Below are 22,056 nucleotides of genomic sequence, written 5' to 3'. Positions count from 1 at the left end.
CGCCGTTATCAGGTAAAAGCATATGTCGGCATGTGCTTATGCCCGCTCTTCATTTCAGCGCGGGCGACGCGGGTCTGATACTCTCGCCGGCCTCAATCACCAGATATCCATGCCCAATTTCGCCGAGCTGCTCGTCTTCATCGCCGTCGGTGCTTTCGCCCAACTGGTCGATGGAGCACTGGGCATGGCCTATGGCGTGACGTCCGCCGGGTTGCTGATGGGCCTGGGCGTGCCGCCGGTCTCGGCCAGCGCCAGCGTGCATTACGCCGAGACGTTCACCTGCGGCGCCTCGGGTATCAGCCACCTGCTGGCCGGCAACGTGCGTCGGCGGCTGTTTCTGGCGCTGGTGATCCCCGGCGTGATCGGCGCATTGCTGGGCGCCTACGTGGCGATCAACGTGCCGGCGCACTGGATGCGCATCGCGCTGACGCCCTACCTGCTGGGCATGGGGGTATTCCTGCTGTTCCGGGGCACGCGCCCCCCTGGGGACCGTACCGACGTTCCGCGCGGCACCTCGTTGCTGGGCTCGGTGGCCGGCTTCGTCGACGCCATCGGTGGCGGCGGCTGGAGCGCGCTGACCGTCACCGTGCTGCTGGCACGCGGCTTGCCGCCGCGCGCCGTCATCGGCAGCGTGCACCTGGCCAAGTGCGTGGTGAGCGTGGCTGCCAGCATCAGCTTCCTGCTCAGCATCGGCACCACCCATCTGGCCGCCGTTTTCGGGCTGATCATCGGCGGCGTGCTGGCCGCCCCGTTCGGCGCCGTGTTCATCCGCCGCATTCCCGGTCGCCTGGCTACCTACCTTGCGGGCTTCGCCGTGCTGGCACTGGGCTTGCACAACGCGTTCCGGCTGCTTGTGTGAGCATCGCAGCCATTACAATGGCCGGATGACCCCCACCCCAGAATTCCCCATCGAAGTCCGCGGCAGCGCCACCCAGCCGCTGGGCATGAGCCCGGCCCGGTTCCTGCGCGATTACTGGCAGAAGCGGCCCCTGCTGATCCGCAACGCCTTCCCGGATTTCGAACCGCCGCTGCAGCCGGACGACCTGGCTGGCCTGGCCTGCGAGCCGGCCGCGCTGGCGCGGCTGATCGTGCACGATCCCAAACGCGACCGCTGGCACGTCAACCCGGGCCCGCTGAGCGAAGCCGACTTCGCCCGCACGCCTGACAGCCACTGGACGCTGCTGGTGCAGGACGTGGACAAGTGGGACGCGGACGTGGCGCGCCTGCTGGAACCTTTCAGCTTCCTGCCCAGCTGGCGCGTGGACGACGTCATGGTGTCCTACGCCGAGCCCGAGGGCGGCGTGGGCGCGCACGTGGACCAGTACGACGTGTTCCTGCTGCAGGGCCTGGGCCAGCGCCACTGGGCGATCAGCGACGACCCGCTGGCACCGAAGGCGTTTCGTCCCGACGTGGAACTGAAGCAACTGGTCAGCTTCGAACCGACCCACGAATGGCTGCTGCAGCCCGGCGACATGCTGTACCTGCCGCCCGGCGTGCCGCACGACGGCGTCGCATTCGGCGGCCCGTGCATGACCTTCTCGGTGGGGATGCGCGCCCCCTCGCAGGCGGAGATGACCGGCGACCTGGCCGACTACATCGCCGACCTGCTGCCGGACGAATTGCGCTACGCGGACCCGGACCTGAAACCGGCGCGCGCCACCGGCGAGATCGATCGCGCCGCCCTCGCGCGCATCGTGGACGCGCTGCCGTTCGCCGCCGCGCTGGACGAAGCCCTGCTGCGCGACTGGTTCGGACGCTTCATCACGCGCTATCGCAACGCCCAGGTCGTGGCGCCGCTGGAGCGGCCGCTGACCGATGCCGCGCTGAGAAAGCAGCTCGCCGCAGGCGCCAGCCTGCTGCGCCATCCGTGGTCGCGGCTGGCCTGGAGCCGGGGCCGGAACGGCTGCACGCTGTATGTCAGCGGCCAGGCCCACGCCGCCGCGCCCGCACTGGCGCAGGCCTTGTGCGAGCAGCGCGCCTGGCGCCCTTCCGGCCCGCTGGACGACCTGGAATTCGGCCTGCTGCGCACGCTGGTGAACGAAGGCCACCTGCTGCCGCGCAAGTCGCGCCGTCAATGAAGCTCCAGCATTTCCACGTCGAAGCCGCCGACTGGAGCCGCAAGGCGCAACGCGAGGCCCTGCTCGCGCTGCGCCACGAAGTCTTCGTGCAGGAACAAGGCGTGCCCGAGGAGCTGGAACGCGACGACCTGGACGCCCACTGCCACCACGTGCTGGCCCGGGACGACCGCGGCCAGCCGATCGGATGCGGCCGGCTGACGCCGCAGCACAAGATCGGCCGCATGGCCGTACGCCAGTCCTGGCGCGGCCATGGCGTGGGTGCCGCGATGCTGCGCGAGCTGGTCGAAAAAGCGCGCGCGCTGGGCTGGCCCGAAGTGAGCCTGGGCGCGCAGCTGCCGGCCATCGGCTTCTACGAACGGCAGGGCTTTTGCGCCTACGGCGAGGTCTTCGACGACGCCGGCATCGCCCACCGCGCCATGCGGCTTTCGCTGTCCCCCGCGGAACGCGTCGAAACGCCGCCCAGGGAAAGGGAAACGCTGCCGGCGACCACCCGCGCCGACCTCGCTTCGGCGCGCCTGCAACTGCTGCGGGACGCGCGCCACCGGGTCGAGCTCTACGCGCCGCTGTTGCCGGTGGACAGCTACGCCAGCGACGACGAACTGGAACAATGGCGCCGCCTGGCCACATCCGGCCGCAACGCCCATATCCGCATCGTGCTGCACGACCCGGCCGCCGCTTTGCGTGACGACCACCGCCTGATTGCGCTGGCCCAGCGCCTGCCCAGCGCGTTGCACATCCGCACGCCGCTGGAGGAGGCCGACCTCGGCTACGGCTCGTCCTACCTGCTCAACGACGTCGGCGGCTACCTTTTGCTGCCTGACGCCACCCGCCTCCCCGGCCGTGCCGCACGCCATGACCGTGCGACGCAGGCGCCGCTGCGGCAGCATTTCGACCATGCATGGGACCGATCCACCCCGGCCAGCGTGCTGCAGAGGCTCGACATGTGAACGCCCGCTGCACGGGCGCCATGTGACGCAGCGTGCCGTTTCCTACACGCGTCCGGGCGCAAACTGCGCAGGCATGGCCACGGCGTCCGATGACCCGGCACGGACACGCGCCGGACGGCGGCGCCGCGCGGCTTCCACGGTTGTCCTGCCGGCGTGGCGGAGGGCTATAATTATAGGAATTGCCGCCAGCCATCATCCCCATCGATCAGCACGGTGGCTGCAAGCATCTCTTCCCCAACCGGTGGTGACGTGAGCAAGAACCTGATCCGCGAATTCCTGGAATCATCGCAACTCGCCGGCGGCAACGCCGACTACGTCGAAGCGCTGTACGACGCCTGGCTCGCCGACCCGTCATCGGTGCCCGGGCAATGGGCCGGTTATTTCGACACGTTCAAGGGACGCGAGGCGGGTGATGTCTCCCCGCGCGCCGCCATTGCCCGCATCGAGGCCGCGCAGAAGCAGCGCCGTTTCGGCGCAGGCACGGGTCCCGCGGCCGTATCCGGCGGCCACGCCAGCAAGCAGGCGGGCGTATTGCGCCTGCTCACCGCCTACCGCTCACGCGGTCATCTGGCGGCCGACCTCGATCCGCTGGGCCTGACCGAACGCATGCCCGCACCCGACCTGGGCTTGGCCTTCCACGGCCTGGCCGAATCCGACCTCGACACCGAGTTCGATTGCGGCACCTATGCCGGTGGCGGCCAGCGAATGAAACTGGGCGAACTGCTGGCGCGCCTGAAAAAGGTCTACGCCGGCACGGTCGGCGCCGAGTTCATGCACATCAGCAACCACGAGCAGCGCAACTGGGTCTACACCCGGCTCGAGAAGGCCAACGGCAGCGCAGGCCTGGATGCCGACGACAAGCGCCGCATCCTGGCCGAGCTGACCGCCGCCGACGGGCTGGAGCGCTACCTGCACACGAAATACGTGGGCCAGAAGCGCTTCTCGCTGGAAGGCGGCGACAGCCTGATCCCGCTGCTGAACGACGTGGTGCGCGCCTCCGGCGACAGCGGCATCAAGGAGATGGTGGTGGGCATGGCCCATCGCGGTCGCCTGAACGTGCTGGTGAACATCCTGGGCAAGCCGCCCAAGATGCTGTTCAACGAGTTCGAGGGCAAGTTCGAACACGCAGACGACCCGTCCTACTCGGGCGACGTGAAGTACCACATGGGCTTCTCCGCCGACGTCAAGACGCCCAAGGGCGGCCTGCACGTGGCGCTCGCGTTCAACCCGTCGCACCTGGAGATCGTCAACCCGGTGGTCGCCGGCTCGGTGCATGCGCGCCAGATCCGCCGCCGCGACACGATGCACCAGCTGTCGATGGCCGTGCTGATCCATGGCGACGCCGCGTTCGCGGGCCAGGGCGTGAACATGGAGCTGTTCAACATGTCGCAGGCACGCGGCTTCAAGATCGGCGGCAGCCTGCACGTGGTGATCAACAACCAGGTCGGCTTCACCACCTCCAACCCGCAGGACGCGCGCTCCACCATGTACTGCACCGACCTGGCCAAGATGGTCAACGCGCCGGTGTTCCATGTGAACGGCGACGACCCCGAGGCGGTGATCGAAGTCACCCGCCTGGCCTACGAATTCCGCAAGACCTTCCGCAAGGACGTGGTGATCGACCTGGTCTGCTACCGCCGCCACGGCCACAACGAGGCGGACGAGCCGGCGGCCACCCAGCCGGTGATGTACCAGATCATCCGCAAGCGCAAGCCCACCCGCGAGCTGTACGCGCAGCAGCTGGTGAAGGAAGGCGTGATCGCCGAAGGCGACGGGCAGAAGATGTTCGACGCCTACCGCGGCCAGCTGGAGGCCGGCGACACCGTCGCCAATCTCGACCCGGACGCCGCGCACAGCAACATCGTGGACTGGTCGCGCTTCATCGGCGGCAAGCTGAGCGCCACCGCCGACACCACGGTGCCGAAGGAGAAGCTGCAGGAGCTGGCGGCAAAGATCCTGGACGTGCCCAAGGATTTCACCCTGCAGGGGCGCGTGGCGAAGATCTACGACGACCGGCGCAAGATGGCCGCCGGCGAACTTCCCGCCGACTGGGGCTTTGCCGAAAACCTCGCCTACGCCACCCTGATCGATGCGGGCAACGAGATGCGCCTGGTGGGCCAGGACTCCGGCCGCGGCACCTTCTTCCATCGCCACGCCGTGCTGCACGACCAGAACGACGGTCGCACCTACATGCCGCTGGCGAACGTGCGCGCCGGCGCCGACGTGGAAATCGTCGACTCGCTGCTCAGCGAGGAAGCGGTAATGGCGTTCGAATACGGCCACTCCACCACCGATCCGGACACGCTCAGCATCTGGGAGGCGCAGTTCGGCGATTTCGCCAACGGCGCGCAGGTGGTCATCGACCAGTTCATCAGCTCCGGCGAAGCGAAGTGGAACCGCCTCTGCGGCCTGGTGCTGCTGCTGCCGCACGGCTACGAAGGCCAGGGCCCGGAGCACTCCTCCGCCCGCCTGGAGCGCTTCCTGCAGATGTGCGCGATGGAAAACATGCAGGTCTGCGTGCCCACCACCCCGGCGCAGGATTTCCACATGATCCGCCGCCAGATGCTGCGCCCGGTGCGCAAGCCGCTGGTGGTGATGACACCCAAGTCCCTGCTGCGGCACAAGCTGGCCGTGTCCACGCTGGACGAGCTGGCCAACGGCAGCTTCCAGCTGGTGATCGGCGAACACCGCAAGCTGGCCGCCAAGAAGGTCAAGCGCGTGGTGTTCTGCTCGGGCAAGGTCTATTACGACCTGCTGGAGGCGGCCGAGGAGAAAAAGCTCGCCGACGTCGCCATCGTGCGCGTGGAGCAGCTGTATCCGTTCCCGCGCGCCGAGGTCAGCGCCGAGCTGGAGAAATTCCCGGCTGCCAAAGAAGTGGTCTGGTGCCAGGAGGAGCCGATGAACCAGGGCGCCTGGTTCCAGATCCGCCACCACCTGCAAGCCTGCAGCGGCACCAGCCACAGCCTGACCTACGCCGGTCGCGCGCGCCTGCCGGCACCGGCGGCCGGCCACCTCAACACGCATGCCGCCGAACAGGCGGCGCTGGTCGAACAGGCGTTGACCGAGCCCGTCGGTGCCGATCATTCCGCGGAATAGGTCCTTCGAATGGTGCGGCCACGGATGGCCGCTTTTTGCTCCTTGCGCCCATGGATGGACGCACAAACTCAAGAGCCTCTTATGTCCATCGAACTCAAAGTCCCCGTTCTGCCCGAGTCCGTCTCCGATGCCACCATCGCCAGCTGGCACAAGAAAGCCGGCGACGCGGTCAAGCGCGACGAGAACCTGGTCGACCTCGAAACCGACAAGGTGGTGCTGGAGGTCCCCGCGCCGGTCGACGGCGTGCTGAAGGAAATCCGCCACCAGGTCGGCGACACGGTGAACAGCGAGCAGGTCATCGCGATCATCGAGGAAGGCGCCGTAGCCGCCGCACCGGCACCGGCTGCTGCTCCGGCGGCCGCCGCTCCCGCGCCCGCCGCCGCGGCACCCGCGCCGGCGGCGTCGAAGGCTGCCGCCGAGCTTTCGCCCGCCGCGCAGCGCGTCGCCACCGAGAACAAGGTCGACACCTCCGCCATCGCCGGCACCGGCCGCGATGGCCGCATCATCAAGGAAGACGTGGTCAACGCCAGCTCGCGCCCTGCCGCGGCTGCCGCCGCGCCGGCAGCGAAGCCCACCCCCGGCTCGCGTCCGGAAGAGCGCGTGCCGATGACCCGCATGCGCCAGCGCATCGCCGAGCGGCTGATGCAGTCGAAGAACTCCATCGCCATGCTCACCTCGTTCAACGAGGTGAACCTGAGCGAAGTGGTGAAGATGCGCAAATCGCTGGGCGAGGCGTTCCAGAAGGAGCACGGCATCAAGCTCGGCTTCATGAGCTTCTTCGTGAAGGCCGCCGCCGAGGCGCTGAAGCGCTACCCGTACGTCAACGCGTCGGTCGACGGCACTGACGTGATCTACCACGGCTACCAGGACATCTCGATCGCGGTGTCCACCGACAAGGGCCTGGTGACGCCGGTGCTGCGCGACGTGCAGGACATGAGCTTCGCCGACATCGAGAAAGGCATTGCCGACTACGCGAAGAAGGCGCGCGACAACAAGCTCAGCCTGGACGACCTGCAGGGCGGCACCTTCACCATCACCAACGGCGGCACCTTCGGCTCGCTGCTGTCCACGCCGATCGTCAACCCGCCGCAAAGCGCCATCCTGGGCATGCACACGATCAAGGAACGCGCCATCGTCGAGAACGGCCAGATCATCGCCGCCCCCATGATGTACATCGCCATCAGCTACGACCACCGCATCATCGACGGCAAGGACGCGGTGCTGTTCCTGGTCGACATCAAGAACCAGCTGGAGAATCCGCAAAGGATGTTGCTGGGCCTCTGACGAGGCCGGGGATTCGGGATTCGGGATCCGGGATTCGTAAAAGCGCGCGCTCGCAGCTTTCGAATCCCCTCCCACCCGGGTCCGCATGACATTCGAGACTCGCCCCGGCGCCATGCGCTTTGCCTTTGCGAATCCCGAATCCCCAATCCCGAATCCCGTGAGCGAATGAAATGAGCGAACAAGAACAATTCGACGTCATCGTCATCGGCGGCGGCCCGGCCGGTTATCACGCCGCGATCCGCGCCGCGCAGCTCGGCCTGAAGACGGCCTGCATCGACGCCTGGGTCGGCAAGGACGGCAAGCAGGCGCTGGGCGGCACCTGCCTCAACGTGGGCTGCATCCCGTCGAAGGCGCTGCTCGATTCCTCCAAGCAGTTCTACAACATCGCGCACAATCTCCCGGTGCACGGCATCAGCGTGGAGAACGCCAAGGTCGACCTCAAGACCTTCATCGGGCGCAAGGAAAAGATCGTCAAGCAGTTCACCGGTGGCGTGGCCCAGCTGTTCAAGGCCAACAAGATCACCAGCTACTTTGGCACCGGCAAGCTGCTGAAGGGCAACCAGGTCGAGATCACCGGCAACGACGGCAGCAAGCAGACCATCGCGGCCACCAACGTGATCCTGGCGTCCGGCTCGGTACCGATCGAACTGCCGTTCGCGAAGTTCGACGGCAAGCACATCATCGACAATGCCGGCGCGCTGGAGCTCGACGCGGTGCCCAAGCGCCTGGGCGTGATCGGCGCCGGCGTGATCGGCCTGGAGCTGGGCAGCGTATGGCGCCGGCTGGGCGCCGAGGTCACCGTGATCGAGGCGCTGCCGGAGTTTCTCGCCGCCGCCGACGCGGACATCGCCAAGGTGGCGGCCAGGGAGTTCGCCAAGCAGGGCCTGGACATCAAGCTCAACGCCAAGCTCGGCAAGGCCGAGGTGAAGAAGGACGGCGTGCACCTGGTCTACACCGACAAGGACGGCGAGCAGAAGCTCGTGGTCGACAAGCTGCTGGTCGCCGTGGGCCGCCGCGCCTATACCGCCGGCCTGCTGGCCGACGACACCGGCGTAAAGCTGGACGAGCGCGGCCGCATCGTCGTCGACGAGCATTGCCACACCGGCGTGGACGGCGTCTGGGCCGTGGGTGATGCGGTGCGCGGCCCGATGCTGGCGCACAAGGGTTTCGAGGAAGGCATGGCGGTCGCCGAGTGGATCGCCGGCAAGGCCGGCCACGTCAGTTACGACACCATCCCGTGGGTGATCTACACCGAGCCGGAAATCGCCTGGGCCGGCAAGACCGAGAAGCAGCTCAAGGACGAAGGCGTGCCCTACAAGGTCGGCAGCTTCCCGTTCGCCGCGATCGGCCGCGCCGTCGCGATGAACGAGGCCGTCGGCCAGGTGAAGATGATCGCCCACGCCGAGACCGACCGCATCCTGGGCGTGCACATGGTGGGCCCCGGCGTGTCCGAACTGATCGCCGAGTGCGTGGTGGCGATGGAATTCAAGGGCTCGTCCGAAGACCTTGCCCGCATCGTCCACGCCCATCCGACTCTGTCCGAGGCCGTGCACGAAGCGGCCTTGTCGGTCGACAAGCGCGCCATCCACAAGGGCAATTGAGCGCTCGTGCAAGTCAACACGGCCCGCTCGTGGCGACATGGGCGGGCTGTCGTTTTTGAGGAGTGAGTGGAGAGGAGTGAGAAGTGAGACGTGAGAGAAAGCAGGGCAAATGCCCCGACGCTGCCTCGCTTCACACCCCATCGCTCATCCAGTCCTCGATCGCTCCAACCGCCGCGCACCGCTCTCGCTCACTTCTCACTCCTCTCCACTCACTCCTCAGCCCCCATGCCCCAACCCACCGCCCTCTGCGTCTACTGCGGCTCCAGCTCCGGCAGGCACCCCGAGTACGCCGACATGGCGCGCGCATTCGGTGCCGAAATGGCCGAGCGCGACATCGCGCTGGTCTACGGCGGCGGCAAGGTCGGCCTGATGGGCACGGTGGCGGATGCCGTGCTCGCCGGCGGCGGCAAGGCGATTGGCGTGATCCCGCGCCAGCTGGTGGACCTGGAAGTCGCGCATCCCGACCTGACCGAGCTGGTCGTGGTCGGCACCATGCACCAGCGCAAGACCCGCATGTACGAACTGTCCGACGCCTTCGTGGCCCTGCCCGGCGGCTTCGGCACGATGGACGAAATGTTCGAGATGCTGACCTGGGCGCAGTTGGGGTTGCACCGCTACCCCTGCGCGTTTCTGGACGTGCGCGGCTATTACCGCGACCTGCGTGCGATGATGGAGCACATGGTCGGCGAACGCTTCGTGCGGCCCGAACAGCTCGAAAGCCTCTGGTTCGGTGACGACATGGCGGCGCTGTTCGACTGGATGCAGACCTATGAAGGCACCTACCTGCCCAAGTGGATCGACAACCAGAGCGTCGACGCCTGACGGGAAACCCGCATGACCCGCTTCCAAGCCTTCCGCATCCATCGCGACGACGCCGGCCACCGGGCCGGCCTGGAAACGATGGACACCGATGCGCTGTCGCCGGGCGAAGTCTTGATCAGGGCCGCGTACTCGTCGGTCAACTACAAGGACGCGCTGGCCGGCACCGGCAAGGGCCGCATCCTGCGCCAGTACCCGCTCAACGGCGGCATCGACGTGGCCGGCCACGTGGTCGCGTCGAGCGATCCGGCGTTCAAGGAAGGCGACGCCGTGCTGTGCACCGGCAGCGGCCTGTCCGAGACGCGCGACGGCGGATTCGCACAGTACGCACGCCTCGATGCACGCTGGACGATCCCGCTCCCCGCAGGCCTCGGCCTGCGCGAAAGCATGATCATCGGCACCGCCGGCTTCACCGCGGCACTGGCCCTGCTGCGGATGCAGGACAACCGGCAGACACCGGAGCTGGGGCCCATCGCGATCAGCGGCGCCAGCGGTGGCGTGGGCCAGCTGGCGATCGACATCTTCAGCCGCGCCGGCTACGAAGTGCACGCGATCAGCGGCAAGCCCGACCATTTCGACACCCTGCGCGCGCTGGGCGCACACGCTTGCATCGATCGGCACCACCTGGATTTCAGCGGCAAGCCGATGGACTCGGCGCGCTTCGGCGGCGCGCTGGATACGGTGGGCGGCAGCATGCTGAGCGGCCTGCTGCCCCTGATCCACCCCTACGGCAACGTGGCGCTGTGCGGCAACGCCGGCGGCATCGCGTTCGACAGCACCGTGATGCCGTTCATCATCCGCGGCGTCAGCCTGCTCGGCGTTGCCTCCGCGGGCACCGCGCGGGACATCCGCGACGTCATCTGGCAGCACCTTGCCAGTGACTGGAAACCGCGCCAGCTCGAGCGCATCGCCACCGATGAAATCGCCCTGGCACAACTGCCGGCGACCTTCTCGCGCATGCTCGCGGGCAATGCTTTCGGACGCACCGTGGTGGACAACACGCTCGGTGGCTGAGCGCAGCGCGCTTGGAACTGCCGCATCGGCAGCATAGAATTAACGCAACTCGCAGGGACAATCACCTTATGGCACGCATCCTGATCGTCGACGATTCCCCGTCGCAATTACTGGGCATCAAGCGCATCGTCGAAAAGCTCGGGCATGAAACCCTTACCGCCGAGGATGGAGCCGCCGGCGTCGAAGTGGCCAAGCAGCAGTTGCCGGACCTGATCCTGATGGACGTGGTCATGCCCAACCTCAACGGTTTCCAGGCCACCCGTACCATCAGCAAGAATCCCGACACCTCGCACATCCCGATCGTGCTGGTGACCACCAAGGACCAGGAAACCGATCGCGTCTGGGGCATGCGCCAGGGCGCCAAGGCCTACGTGACCAAGCCGATCAAGGAAGACGAGCTGGCCAGGACGCTGCAGGATTTGCTGCAGGACTGAATCGGGAACCGACCCGCGCATAAAAAAAACGACACCCGCCGGTGTCGTTTTTTTATGCGCCGTGAAGCAACTCACTTGCGCGGATCGTAGTCCTTGAAGTGCTTGCGCAAGTCCTCATAGGCCGCCGTCTGCGCCCCGGTCTCCGCCAGCGGCACCCGTATCGACAGCTCCACCAGCTGGTCGCCCGCCGGTGCGCCTGGCAACCCGCGTCCCTTCAGCCGCAGCTTGCGCCCCGACTGGGTGCCCGCCGGTATGCGCAGATCCACCGTGCCGGCCAGCGTCGGCACCGGCACGGTGGCGCCCAGTGCCGCTTCCCACGGGCTGATCGGCAGCACATGCACCACGTTTCGGCCATCGAGACGGAAGCGCGGATCGTCGCGTATGCCGATTTCCAGCAGCAGGTCGCCCTTGGGACCGCCCGCCACGCCTGTCTGGCCCTGCCCTGCCAGCCGGATGACCTGGCCAGGCTGGATGCCGGCGGGAATCTTTACCTCCAGCACGCGCTCGCCACCGGCCGGGTCCTGCATGGCCAGCCGCGTGCGGCCGCCGTCGAACGCGGTCTGCAGGTCGATCTGTACCGATGCCTGCACATCGCGCCCGCGCCGCGGACGCGGCTGGCCGCGTGCACCGGCGGCGCCCCGGCCGAACAGGCTTTCGAAGAAATCGCTGAAATCGCCGCCGGTATCGTTGAAATCGTGGCCCTGGCCCTGCCAGCCCGGCGGTGGCCGGAACTGCTCGCCGCCGCGATAGCCGCCAGCGCGCAACTGGTCGTAGGAGCGGCGCTTCTCCGCGTCCATCAGCACCTCCTGCGCTTCATTGGCGGCCTTGAACTTCTCCTCGGCGCCCGCTTCCTTGTTCTTGTCCGGGTGGTATTTGCGCGCCAGCTTCCGATACGCCGCCTTGATCTCGGCCTCGGTCGCATCGGGCTTTACGCCCAGAATGTCGTAATAGTCTTTGAATTCCACTACCGCTCCCCAACTGACGCAAAACCCGCGGCGGAAGCCTGCCGCCGCGGGTGTTCATGCAACCGCGCCCTGGCCGTTGGCCAGTGGCCGGCCGGCTCAGTGGCCGGTGTTGATGGTAATGCGTCGCGGCGTCGCCAAGGCCTTCTTCGGGATGACGATCTCCAGCACGCCGAACTTGCCGTTGGCGGTGATGCCTTCGGCGTCGGCACTGTCCGGCAGCGCAAAGCGTCGATGGAATGCGCCGCGCGCCCGCTCGACCCGGGTGAACTTGGCCTTGGCGGCATCGCTGCCCTCGGCCGCGCCGAGGTCGGCGTCGCGCTCGCCCTTGATGGTGAGAATGCCTTTTTCCATGCTTACTTCGATCTGCGCCGGATCCACGCCGGGGATGTCCGCCAGGATCACAAAACGCTGCTCGTCCTCGCGAATGTCCACCCGCGGCGCCCACTGGCTGGTTACCACGTTGGATGCATCGCTGTCGGCCGGCTGCAGGAAGCGGTCGAAGGCCTGACGGATTTCCTCAGGCAGGGCATTGCTCGCGTTCCAGATGGAATGACGACCCAGGTTCATTGCACGTCTCCTCAAGATGGATGCGGCCCGTCGCCGCCTGCAGTGAAAATAGGTACGCCTGCGGGCGATTCAAGGCAAATCGCGCACGGCGGCATCCGCCCCGCCACCGCGTTCACCTGACGTATGCCGTAGCATCACACTCCCCCGATCCGCGGATACTGCATATGCCCATCCAGCCTGGCGAAAAGCTGCCCGACGTGGCGATCCGCGTCATCGATGGCGACGTCCAGCCACGCCACACGGGCGAGCTGTTCGCCGGCCGCAAGGCCATGCTGGTGGGCGTGCCGGGCGCGTTCACCCCGACCTGTTCGACCCTGCACGTGCCCGGTTACATCCGCCACGCTGCCGATTTCAGGGCGCGCGGGATCGACCTGATGTGCCTGTCGGTGAACGACGCGCACGTCATGCAGGCATGGGCGGCATCGCTGCAGGCGCCGCCGGGCCTGATGATGCTCGCCGACGGCAACGCCGTCTTCACCCGTGCGCTGGGGCTGGAGTTCGACGGCTCGGCCTTCGGCATGGGCCTGCGCTCGCGGCGTTTTGCACTGTATGCGGACGACGGCGTGGTGCGACTGCTTCACGTCGAGGCACCGGGCGAGCTGCGCGTCTCCACCGCCGAAGCGATGCTGGCGGCGATCGACGCATCGCGCCTGGCCGGCTAGGCACCCCGCCGCATGCAAAAGGCCCCGGCATTGCCGGGGCCTTTGCTTTGGTGATGCCGGGCTCAGCCTTCGGTCGAATCGTCGCCTTCCGTGCTGCCGTCGATCACGTCGCTGCCGCCGCCGTCGATGGGTGCGGCGCCGTTATCGACGGTGTCCTCGTCGGCGGCATCCTCCTCCGCATCCAGCCGCATCACGCTGACCAGCTTCTCTTCGGCCGGCAGGCGGATCAGGGTGACGCCCTGGGTGTTGCGGCCCAGCTGCGACACTTCGGCCACGCGGGTGCGTACCAGCGTGCCCTGATCGGAGATCAGCATCAGCTCATGTGCCTCCGTCACCTGCGTGGCGGCGACCAGCGCGCCATTGCGTTCGGAACACTGGATGCCGATCACGCCCTGGGTGCCGCGCCCCTTCTTGGTGAACTCCGCCAACGGGGTGCGCTTGCCGTAACCGCGCTCGGTCGCGGTGAGGATGTCCCCCTCGGCCGCCACGATCAGCGAGACCACATGGGCGTCCTTGGCCAGCTTCATGCCGCGCACGCCGGCGGCAGTGCGGCCCATCGAGCGCACGGTGTTCTCGTCGAAGCGGTTGACCTTGCCGTTGGAGGCGAACAGCAGCACGTCGCTGTTGCCGTCGGTGAGCTCCACATTGACCAGCGCATCGTCCTCGTTGAGGCGAATCGCCAGCTTGCCCTTCTGCAGCTGGAATGCGAATTCGCCGAGCGGCGTTTTCTTGACCGTGCCCTGGCGGGTGGCGAAGAACACGTAGCGGTCGTCGCTGTAGTCGCGAATCGGCAGCACCGCCTGCACCCGTTCGTCCTCGCCCAGCGGCAGCAGGTTCACGATCGGCTTGCCGCGCGCGCCCGGGCTGGCCTCGGGAATCTGGTACACGTTCAGCCAGTACACGCGGCCGGTGCTGGTGAAGGTCAGCAAGGTGTCGTGCGTGTTCACCACCCACAGCTGCTCGACGACGTCCTCATCCTTCAGGGCCGAGGCCGAGCGACCCTTGCCGCCGCGCCGCTGCGAGCGGTAGGTGCTGGCCGGCTGGCGCTTGATGTAGCCGGTATGGGACAAGGTGACCACCATGTCCTCCGGCGCAATCAGGTCCAGCACGTTGAGATCTTCCTGCGAATGCTGGATCTCGGTGCGGCGAGCGTCGCCAAACTCGGCCTTGACGGCCTCCAGCTCCTCGCGGATCACCTCCAGCAGGCGCGCGGGGTTCTGCAGGATCTCGATCAGGCCGCGGATGGTTTCCAAGATCTGCCGGTACTCGTCGGAGAGCTTTTCCTGCTCCAGACCGGTGAGGCGGTGCAGCCGCATCGCCAGGATCTCCAGCGCCTGCGCCTCGGACAGCTGGTAGCCATCGTCCTTGAGGCCGTCGCGCGGATCCATTTCCTCCGGCCGCGAGGCCTCGGCGCCGCTTGCCGACAGCAGGGCGCGCACCAGGCCCGGTTCCCAGCGCCGTGCCACCATGCGCTCGCGCGCCTCGGCCGGCGACGACGAGGTCTTGATCAGCTCGATCATCTCGTCGATGTTGGCCAGTGCGACGGTAAGGCCCTCGAGGATATGCGCACGCGCACGCGCCTTGCGCAGGTCGAAGATCGTGCGCCGGGTGACCACCTCGCGGCGATGGCGGATGAATGCCTCGAGGATGTCCTTGAGGTTCAGCAGCCTGGGCTGGCCATCCAGCAGGGCCACCATGTTGATGCCGAAAGTGACCTGCAACTGCGTCTGCTGGAACAGGTTGTTGAGCACCACGTCGGCCATCGCATCCTTGCGGACCTCGATGACCACGCGCATGCCGTCCTTGTCGGACTCGTCGCGCAGCTCGCTGATGCCCTCGAGCTTCTTCTCCTTCACCAGCTCGGCGATCTTCTCGATCAGCCGCGCCTTGTTCACCTGGTACGGCAGCTCGTGGATGACGATCGTCTCGCGACCGTTGGCCTCGGTTTCCACCTCCGCCTTGGCGCGCACCAGGATGCGGCCGCGACCGGTGCGATAGGCCTCGATGATCCCCGACGAACCGTTGATGATGCCGCAGGTCGGGAAGTCCGGACCGGGGATGTAGTGCATCAGCTCATCGATGCCCAGCGAAGGTTCGTCGATCAGCGCGATGGTGGCGGCGATCACCTCGTTGAGGTTGTGCGGCGGGATGTTGGTGGCCATGCCGACCGCGATACCGGCCGAACCGTTGATCAGCAGGTTCGGCACGCGCGAGGGCAACACCAGCGGCTCGCGTTCGCTCTCGTCGTAGTTGAAGCCAAAATCGACCGTGTCCTTGTCGATGTCCGCCAGCAATTCGTGCGTGAGGCGCGACATGCGCACCTCGGTGTATCGCATGGCCGCGGCGTTGTCGCCATCGACCGAGCCGAAGTTGCCCTGGCCGTCGACCAGCATGTAGCGCAGCGAGAACGGCTGGGCCATGCGCACGATCGCGTCGTAGACCGACTGATCGCCATGCGGGTGGTATTTACCGATGACGTCGCCGACCACGCGGGCCGACTTCTTGTACGGCTTGTTCCACACATTGCCCAGTTCGTTCATCGCGAACAGCACGCGGCGATGTACGGGCTTCAATCCATCACGGACATCCGGCAGGGCGCGCCCCACGATGACGCTCATGGCGTAATCGAGGTAACTCTGGCGCATCTCGTCTTCGATATTGACGCGTATGACTTCTTTGGCGAGTTCTGCCATCAATCGACTTCCCTGGGAATGAAAAAAGGGCGCTGGCGACGCGCCTGGAACGGCATGCGCCGATGGCCCGAAATCAACCCGTGGAGTGTACCACGCAAGACCCCAAAAAGACAGTATTTAGTTCTTTTTTATCAATGACTTACAGCGACGCATCGACGTCACGTGAAAGTGCTCCATGAGTTTCCGGAAATGAGGCTGCCATCGCACTGGAAGGCGACGTCGGCGCCGGCGAGGCGGCGCCGCGATCATGGCCATCCAGGCGCTCCGCGGTTCGTCGTCAGCTGCCGAACATCGCCTGCATCGCGAGCGTGCCCGGCCGTTCGATCACGCCGCGCTCGGTGACGATCGCATCGATCAGTTCGGCCGGCGTCACGTCGAATACGGGGTTCCACGCCAGCGCGCCCTCGACCACCGTGCGCCGGCCGGCGCTGCCGAGCAGCTCGGTGGCATCGCGCAGTTCGATCTCGATTTCCTCGCCCGTGGCGGTGGCCATGTCAATTGTCGACGATGGCGCCACCACCATGAACTTCACGCCGTGGTACTTCGCGGCGATCGCCAGCTGGTAGGTGCCGATCTTGTTGGCGACGTCGCCGTTGGCGGCGATCCGATCCGCGCCAACGATCACCCACTGCACCGCGCCGGATTTCATCAGGTGCGATGCGGCGGAGTCGGCGATGAGATGCGCGGGGATGCCGTCGCGCATCAGCTCCCACATGGTGAGCCGCGCACCCTGCAGCCAGGGGCGGGTTTCGCCGGCGTAGACGCGCGCAATGCGTTCGGCCGCCACGCCGGCGCGGATCACGCCCAGCGCCGTGCCGTAGCCGGCCGTGGCCAGCGAACCGGTGTTGCAATGGGTCAACACGCCGGAACCCTGCGCGATCAAGCCCGCGCCCAACTCGCCCATGCGACGGTTGGCGGCCAGATCCTCGTCCTGGATCGCCTGCGCCTCGCGCAGCAACGCCTGCGCGTCGGCACCGGCGGCGATGCGCTTTTTCATGCGATCCAGCGCCCACATCAAGTTGACTGCGGTGGGACGGGCGGCACGCAGTGTCGCCAGGGCGTCGTCCAGCGGCGCCTGCTGCTGCGCCGCCATCGCCACCCCCCAGGCCGCCGCGATGCCGATAGCCGGCGCACCGCGCACCGCAAGATCACGGATCGCCGCGGTGACCTGCGCGGTATCCCGGCATTCGATCCAGTGTTCCTCCGCGGGCAGCAGGCGCTGGTCGAGCAGGCGCAGGTGATCGCCGCGCCATTGCACGGCGCGGATGGTGTCGTGGGTTGCCGATGATGTGTTGGTCATCCCGCCATTCTAGGGGAGCGCTGCGCCGCGGGGTGAGCCGCAAGTAAAGCAGCGCGCCAATGTGACGGTTACTGCCGGGCGCGCAACCATTGGTGGATCGCCGGCGGCACTTCACGTTGCGCGCGGCCGGAGACGTAGATGCCGATGTGGCCGCCCTTGAACGCCAGTTGGGTGTAGTCGCTGCTGCCCACGTGTTCGCCCAGCGCGCGTGAGGCATCCGGTGGCACCAGATGATCCTGCTCGGCGAAGATGTTCAGCACCGGCTGGGTCACGTTGGCCAGATCCACGCGTTGCCCACCGATCTCCAGCGTGCCTTTGATGAGCTTGTTGCCCTGGTAGAAATCCTTGATGAACTGCCGGAACGCCTCGCCGGCCTGGTCCGGCGAATCGAAGATCCAGCGCTCCATGCGCAGGAAGTTTTCCAGCTCCACCGGGTCGTCCAGGATGTCGACCATGCCGATGTATTTCTGCTGGTTCAAGCGCACCGGCTTCAGCGTGAGGTAGACGTAGTTCATCAGCGCCGCGGGGATGTTGCCCATGGTGTCGACGAACAGATCCACATCGAGATTGCGGCACCAGTGCGAGAGCATGTTGTCGGGGGTCTGGAAATCCACCGGGGTGACCATGGTGATCAGGTTCTTCACCTTGTCCCCGTGCAGCGCGGCATAGCACAGCGAGAACGCGCCGCCCTGGCAGATGCCGAGCAGGTTGATCACATCGAGGTCGTGCCGTTGGCGCACGACATCGACGCATCGGTCGAGATAGCCGTTGATGTAGTCGTCCAGCGTCAGCCAGCGGTCGGCGCCGTCGGGATAGCCCCAGTCGATCAGGTAGACGTCCTCGCCCTGCTCCAGCAGGTTGCGCACCATCGAGCGGTCGGCCTGCAGGTCGGTCATCCATACGGTGTTGACCAAGGCGTAGACGATCAACAGCGGTGTCTTGGCGGTCGGGCTGGTGCCGGTGAAATGCCAGACCTTGAGCTTGTCCTCGCTGTAGACCAGCTCGCGCGGGGTATTGGCGTAATCGGGCTCGCGCATGTTGCGCAGATGGGCCATGCCTGCCGCCAGCTTGCGCTGGAAGGTGTTGATGTCGGCAAGTGCGCGAGTCGGATCGATACGCAGTGGCGTGTACATGGAGACTCCTTATTTGCGCTTGCGCGGCGCAGGGCTGCGCGTCGCGGACGACTTGCGAACCGCGGCAGCGCCCTTGCCACCAGTCTTTCGCGCCGCGGTGGTCGCGGACTTTCCGGCGGCGGTTTCCCTGCGGGTTGCCGGCTTTGCGGTTTCAGCCGTCTTTACGGCCAAACGCGATGGCTTTGCGGCCAGGGCTTTCTTTGCAACCGATCGCCTTGCGGAAACCGGCTTCACCTTCGCGCCGCCCAGCTGGCGCCGCAGCTCGGCCACCTCCCGACGCAGGTCCGCGATCTCCTCCGCGGCGCTCGCCGCCTGGTTGGCGCGCGATGTCCGTACCTCGCGCCGCACTTGCTGCAGGCGCTCGCCCAGCGTGTCCATCTCGCGGCGGGTGGGCAGCCCCCATTGCTGGCACAGCTGCTCGGTCTGTTGCTGCTGCAGGCGGCGCACCCGCATCTGGCTGTTGGCCATGGCGCCGTAGGCTTCGCGAAACTCGTCCGACAGCGCGATCTCGGCATACGCTTCCTCGGCCGCGTCCACCCAAAGGTCGTACAAGGCCTTGAGCGATTCGATCTGCCGACCGGGCTCGGCATGCTCCGCCAGCTTGTCCTGCAGCTTCTGCACGCCTTGCGTATTGGCGCGCAGGATCAGCGCCTGGTAACGCGCGCTCGCCTGCATCGATTCCAGCATCGCCGCTGCCAGTGCCTGGCGTTGCATCTGCTGCTCCCGATCCTGCCCGAAGGCCGGGATCGGGCCGGAAGCCGAGGCGTCCGCCACCGGCATGCCCTGCAGCCACGAATGCCAGTTGCCGCCCCCTTTCGTGCCGGCGCCATCGATATGCTGGAAGGCCTGCGCAAACGGGTGTTGTGCGCCGCCAAACAGTTGCTGCAGCTGCTGCTGCCAATCGGCGCCGGGGACGCCGGCGGCGCCCGCGGTCACGCCCTGCATCCATTCGAAGTAGCCTTTCAACCCCGCCAGGGTGCGATCGAGCACCTCGTTGCCGGCGGCAGCGTTCGGCGCGGCACCGAACGAAGGGCCGCCCGTAGCGGTCGATGTCGGCTGCTGTCGCAACCAGGCATCCCACGACTGCTGCGCCAGCGCCTGGAAATCGCGCAGGAAATCCGCATCGACGCCGGCTTTCAGAAAATCGGGCATCGGAAAATCCGCCGGAGGGGCCATCACGATTCCTCGTCCATTGATGCCCACGATCTTAGCGCAGCGGACGATATGGCGGGCCGAAACGCAAGAGGCCCGGTATCGGAATACCGGGCCTCCTGGGGTTCAACGCGGGTGACTCAGACGCTGGCGCGTTCCTCGTCGGTCACGGCCTTCATCGACAGGCGGATACGGCCCTGCTTGTCGACCTCGAGCACCTTGACCTTAACCACGTCGCCTTCCTTGAGCTTGTCGGAAACCTTCTCCACGCGCTCGTCGGAGATCTGCGAGACATGCACCAGGCCATCCTTGCCCGGCATGATCGTCACGAAGGCGCCGAAATCCATCAGCTTGGCGACCTTGCCCTCATAGACGCGGCCCGGCTCCACATCGGAGACGATCTGTTCGATGCGCTTGCGGGCAGCCTCGGCGGCCTCGCGGTTGACCGAGCCGACGATGATGGTGCCGTCGTCGCTGATGTCGATGGTGGTGCCGGTTTCCTCGGTGATCGAGCGGATGGTGGCGCCGCCCTTGCCGATCACTTCGCGGATCTTGTCCGGATGGATCTTGATGGTCAGCAGCCGCGGTGCAAACTCGCTCATCTCGGTGCGGGCCGTGCTCAGGCACTTGGCCATCTCGCCCAGGATGTGCAGGCGACCCTGCTTGGCCTGGGCCAGCGCCACCTTCATGATCTCTTCGGTGATGCCGTCGATCTTGATGTCCATCTGCAGCGCGGAGATGCCATCGGCGCTACCGGCCACCTTGAAGTCCATGTCGCCGAGGTGATCCTCGTCGCCCAGGATGTCGGACAACACCACGAAATCGTTGCCTTCCTTGACCAGGCCCATGGCGATGCCGGCCACCGGCGCCTTCAGCGGCACGCCCGCGTCCATCATGGCCAGCGAGGAGCCGCACACCGAGGCCATCGACGAGGAGCCGTTGGACTCGGTGATTTCCGAGACCACGCGCACCACGTAGGGAAACTCCTCGATGCTGGGCTTGACCGCCTGCACACCGCGCTTGGCGAGGCGGCCGTGGCCGATCTCGCGACGCTTGGGCGCGCCGAAGCGGCCGGCCTCGCCCACCGAGAACGGCGGGAAGTTGTAGTGGAACAGGAACGGGTCCTTCGACTCGCCGCCCGGCGCGTCGATGATCTGCGCGTCACGCGTGGTGCCCAGCGTGACCACGACCAGCGCCTGCGTCTCGCCGCGGGTGAACAGCGCCGAACCGTGGGTGCGCGGCAGCACGCCGATGCGGGCGGTGATCGCGCGCACGTCGTCGAGCTGGCGACCGTCGATGCGCACCTTGGTCTTCAGCACGCTGTCGCGCATGGTGTGGTATTCGAGCTCCTCGAATTCCTTGGCGATGGCCGCCGACGCCCAGCCTTTCTCCTCGGCCTGCGCCTTGAGGCCGGCCAGCACGTCGGCCTTGATCGCGGAAATCGCGTCGCGGCGCTCGAGCTTGTCGCGCACCTGGAACGCTGCGGCCAGCTGGTCGCCGACGGCGCCCTTGACGGCTGCCACCAGCGATTCGTCGCGAGCCGGCGCCTGCCAGTCCCACGACGGCTTGCCCGCCTCGGTGGCCAGCTCGGCGATGGCGCGGATGGCGGTCTGCATCTGCTGGTGGCCGAACATCACGGCGCCCAGCATCACGTCCTCGGACAGCAGCTTGGCTTCGGACTCCACCATCAGCACGGCACCAGCGGTACCGGCGACGACCAGGTCGAGGTCGGAGGTCTTCAGTTCGGTGGCGGTGGGGTTCAGCAGGTACTGGCCGTTGGCGTAGCCCACGCGGGCGGCGCCGATCGGCCCCTTGAACGGGATGCCGGCCAGGCTCAGCGCGGCGGACGCGCCCAGCAGGGCCACAATGTCGCCATCCACTTCCGGGTTCAGCGAGACGACCTGCGCGATGACCTGCACTTCGTTCTTGAAGTCATCCGGGAACAGCGGGCGCACCGGACGGTCGATCAGGCGCGAGGTCAGCGTTTCCTTTTCGGTGGGGCGACCTTCGCGCTTGAAGAAACCGCCGGGGATGCGGCCGGCGGAATAGAACTTCTCGACGTAGTCGACGGTGAGCGGGAAGAAATCCTGCCCTTCCTTCTGCTTGGTGGCCGCCACGGCGGTGACCAGCACCACGGTGCCGCCCATGCTGACCATGACCGCACCGGACGCCTGGCGGGCAATTTCGCCCGTCTCCAGTGTGACTTCGTGATTACCGTACTGGAATGACTTGGTTACTTTTGCCACGTGTTTGATTCCTGATCTGATTGAAGAAGTGCGCCCAGGTAAAGGCGCTTCTTGATCCATGCGTT

At 66.6% G+C, this 22,056-nt stretch carries 17 protein-coding genes; 10 read left to right on the top strand and 7 right to left on the bottom strand.

All coding sequences use genetic code 11. The features are described 5' to 3' along the window. Positions 1 to 109: 109 nt before the first annotated feature. From ABD017_RS02225 to pilH, 9 genes are all read left to right on the top strand, one after another. Positions 110 to 859, top strand: coding sequence for a sulfite exporter TauE/SafE family protein (locus ABD017_RS02225; protein WP_343879693.1), 750 nt, complete (start codon positions 110 to 112; stop codon positions 857 to 859). Between the two features lie 25 nt (positions 860 to 884). Beyond that, the gene (locus tag ABD017_RS02220) at positions 885 to 2,078 is read left to right on the top strand and encodes a JmjC domain-containing protein (protein WP_343879691.1); all 1,194 of its coding nucleotides are present in this window, start codon (positions 885 to 887) and stop codon (positions 2,076 to 2,078) included. Further along, complete coding sequence (locus ABD017_RS02215) at positions 2,075 to 3,025, top strand: GNAT family N-acetyltransferase (protein ID WP_343879689.1); 951 nt, start codon at positions 2,075 to 2,077, stop codon at positions 3,023 to 3,025. The genes ABD017_RS02220 and ABD017_RS02215 overlap by 4 nt, the downstream gene beginning before the upstream one ends. A gap of 249 nt (positions 3,026 to 3,274) precedes the next feature. Next, positions 3,275 to 6,121 carry a 2-oxoglutarate dehydrogenase E1 component gene (locus ABD017_RS02210; RefSeq protein WP_343879687.1) on the top strand — a complete coding sequence of 949 codons (2,847 nt, stop codon included), beginning with the start codon at positions 3,275 to 3,277 and terminating at the stop codon, positions 6,119 to 6,121. 81 nt (positions 6,122 to 6,202) lie between these two features. Then, a complete protein-coding gene (gene odhB / locus ABD017_RS02205) occupies positions 6,203 to 7,405 on the top strand; it encodes a 2-oxoglutarate dehydrogenase complex dihydrolipoyllysine-residue succinyltransferase (protein ID WP_343879685.1) in 1,203 nt (400 codons plus the stop codon). Positions 7,406 to 7,575: 170 nt separating this feature from the next. Continuing rightward, on the top strand, positions 7,576 to 9,006 hold the full coding sequence (lpdA, locus tag ABD017_RS02200) for a dihydrolipoyl dehydrogenase (RefSeq protein WP_343879683.1): 1,431 nt from the start codon (positions 7,576 to 7,578) through the stop codon (positions 9,004 to 9,006). Positions 9,007 to 9,231: 225 nt separating this feature from the next. Further along, complete coding sequence (locus tag ABD017_RS02195; protein WP_343879681.1) at positions 9,232 to 9,828, top strand: LOG family protein; 597 nt, start codon at positions 9,232 to 9,234, stop codon at positions 9,826 to 9,828. 12 nt (positions 9,829 to 9,840) lie between these two features. After that, a complete protein-coding gene (locus tag ABD017_RS02190) occupies positions 9,841 to 10,839 on the top strand; it encodes a YhdH/YhfP family quinone oxidoreductase (RefSeq protein WP_343879679.1) in 999 nt (332 codons plus the stop codon). Positions 10,840 to 10,907: 68 nt separating this feature from the next. Then, positions 10,908 to 11,273: a twitching motility response regulator PilH gene (gene pilH, locus ABD017_RS02185; RefSeq protein ID WP_343879677.1), complete on the top strand. Its 366-nt coding sequence runs from the start codon at positions 10,908 to 10,910 to the stop codon at positions 11,271 to 11,273. 71 nt (positions 11,274 to 11,344) lie between these two features. Here pilH and ABD017_RS02180 read toward each other — a convergent pair whose 3' ends face one another. Further along, positions 11,345 to 12,238, bottom strand: a complete 894-nt coding sequence (locus ABD017_RS02180) for a DnaJ C-terminal domain-containing protein (protein ID WP_343879675.1) — start codon at positions 12,236 to 12,238, stop codon at positions 11,345 to 11,347. Between the two features lie 96 nt (positions 12,239 to 12,334). Further along, positions 12,335 to 12,805, bottom strand: a complete 471-nt coding sequence (locus ABD017_RS02175) for an Hsp20/alpha crystallin family protein (RefSeq protein WP_343879673.1) — start codon at positions 12,803 to 12,805, stop codon at positions 12,335 to 12,337. Positions 12,806 to 12,969: 164 nt separating this feature from the next. Here ABD017_RS02175 and ABD017_RS02170 point away from each other — a divergent pair, with 164 nt between their 5' ends. After that, positions 12,970 to 13,467 (top strand): peroxiredoxin, encoded by a 498-nt coding sequence (locus ABD017_RS02170; RefSeq protein WP_343879671.1) that lies wholly within the window; start codon positions 12,970 to 12,972, stop codon positions 13,465 to 13,467. A gap of 62 nt (positions 13,468 to 13,529) precedes the next feature. Here ABD017_RS02170 and gyrA read toward each other — a convergent pair whose 3' ends face one another. From gyrA to pnp, 5 genes are all read right to left on the bottom strand, one after another. Next, on the bottom strand, positions 13,530 to 16,160 hold the full coding sequence (gene gyrA, locus ABD017_RS02165) for a DNA gyrase subunit A (protein ID WP_343879669.1): 2,631 nt from the start codon (positions 16,158 to 16,160) through the stop codon (positions 13,530 to 13,532). A 277-nt stretch (positions 16,161 to 16,437) separates the two neighbouring features. Continuing rightward, the gene (gene mtnA, locus ABD017_RS02160) at positions 16,438 to 17,460 is read right to left on the bottom strand and encodes an S-methyl-5-thioribose-1-phosphate isomerase (protein WP_343879667.1); all 1,023 of its coding nucleotides are present in this window, start codon (positions 17,458 to 17,460) and stop codon (positions 16,438 to 16,440) included. A 68-nt stretch (positions 17,461 to 17,528) separates the two neighbouring features. Then, entirely contained in the window at positions 17,529 to 18,593 is a 1,065-nt protein-coding gene (locus ABD017_RS02155) for a class III poly(R)-hydroxyalkanoic acid synthase subunit PhaC (protein WP_343879665.1), read from the bottom strand. A gap of 9 nt (positions 18,594 to 18,602) precedes the next feature. Continuing rightward, positions 18,603 to 19,745, bottom strand: coding sequence for a poly(R)-hydroxyalkanoic acid synthase subunit PhaE (locus ABD017_RS02150; protein WP_343879663.1), 1,143 nt, complete (start codon positions 19,743 to 19,745; stop codon positions 18,603 to 18,605). Between the two features lie 140 nt (positions 19,746 to 19,885). After that, positions 19,886 to 21,991, bottom strand: a complete 2,106-nt coding sequence (gene pnp / locus ABD017_RS02145) for a polyribonucleotide nucleotidyltransferase (protein ID WP_343879662.1) — start codon at positions 21,989 to 21,991, stop codon at positions 19,886 to 19,888. Between the last annotated feature and the right edge of the window lie 65 nt (positions 21,992 to 22,056).

It is taken from the genome of Rhodanobacter caeni (assembly GCF_039523575.1).
Classification (GTDB): Bacteria; Pseudomonadota; Gammaproteobacteria; order Xanthomonadales; family Rhodanobacteraceae; genus Rhodanobacter; species Rhodanobacter caeni.
The sequence above is the reverse complement of the archived record's forward strand: the minus strand, read 5'-3'. Positions and strand labels throughout refer to the sequence as shown.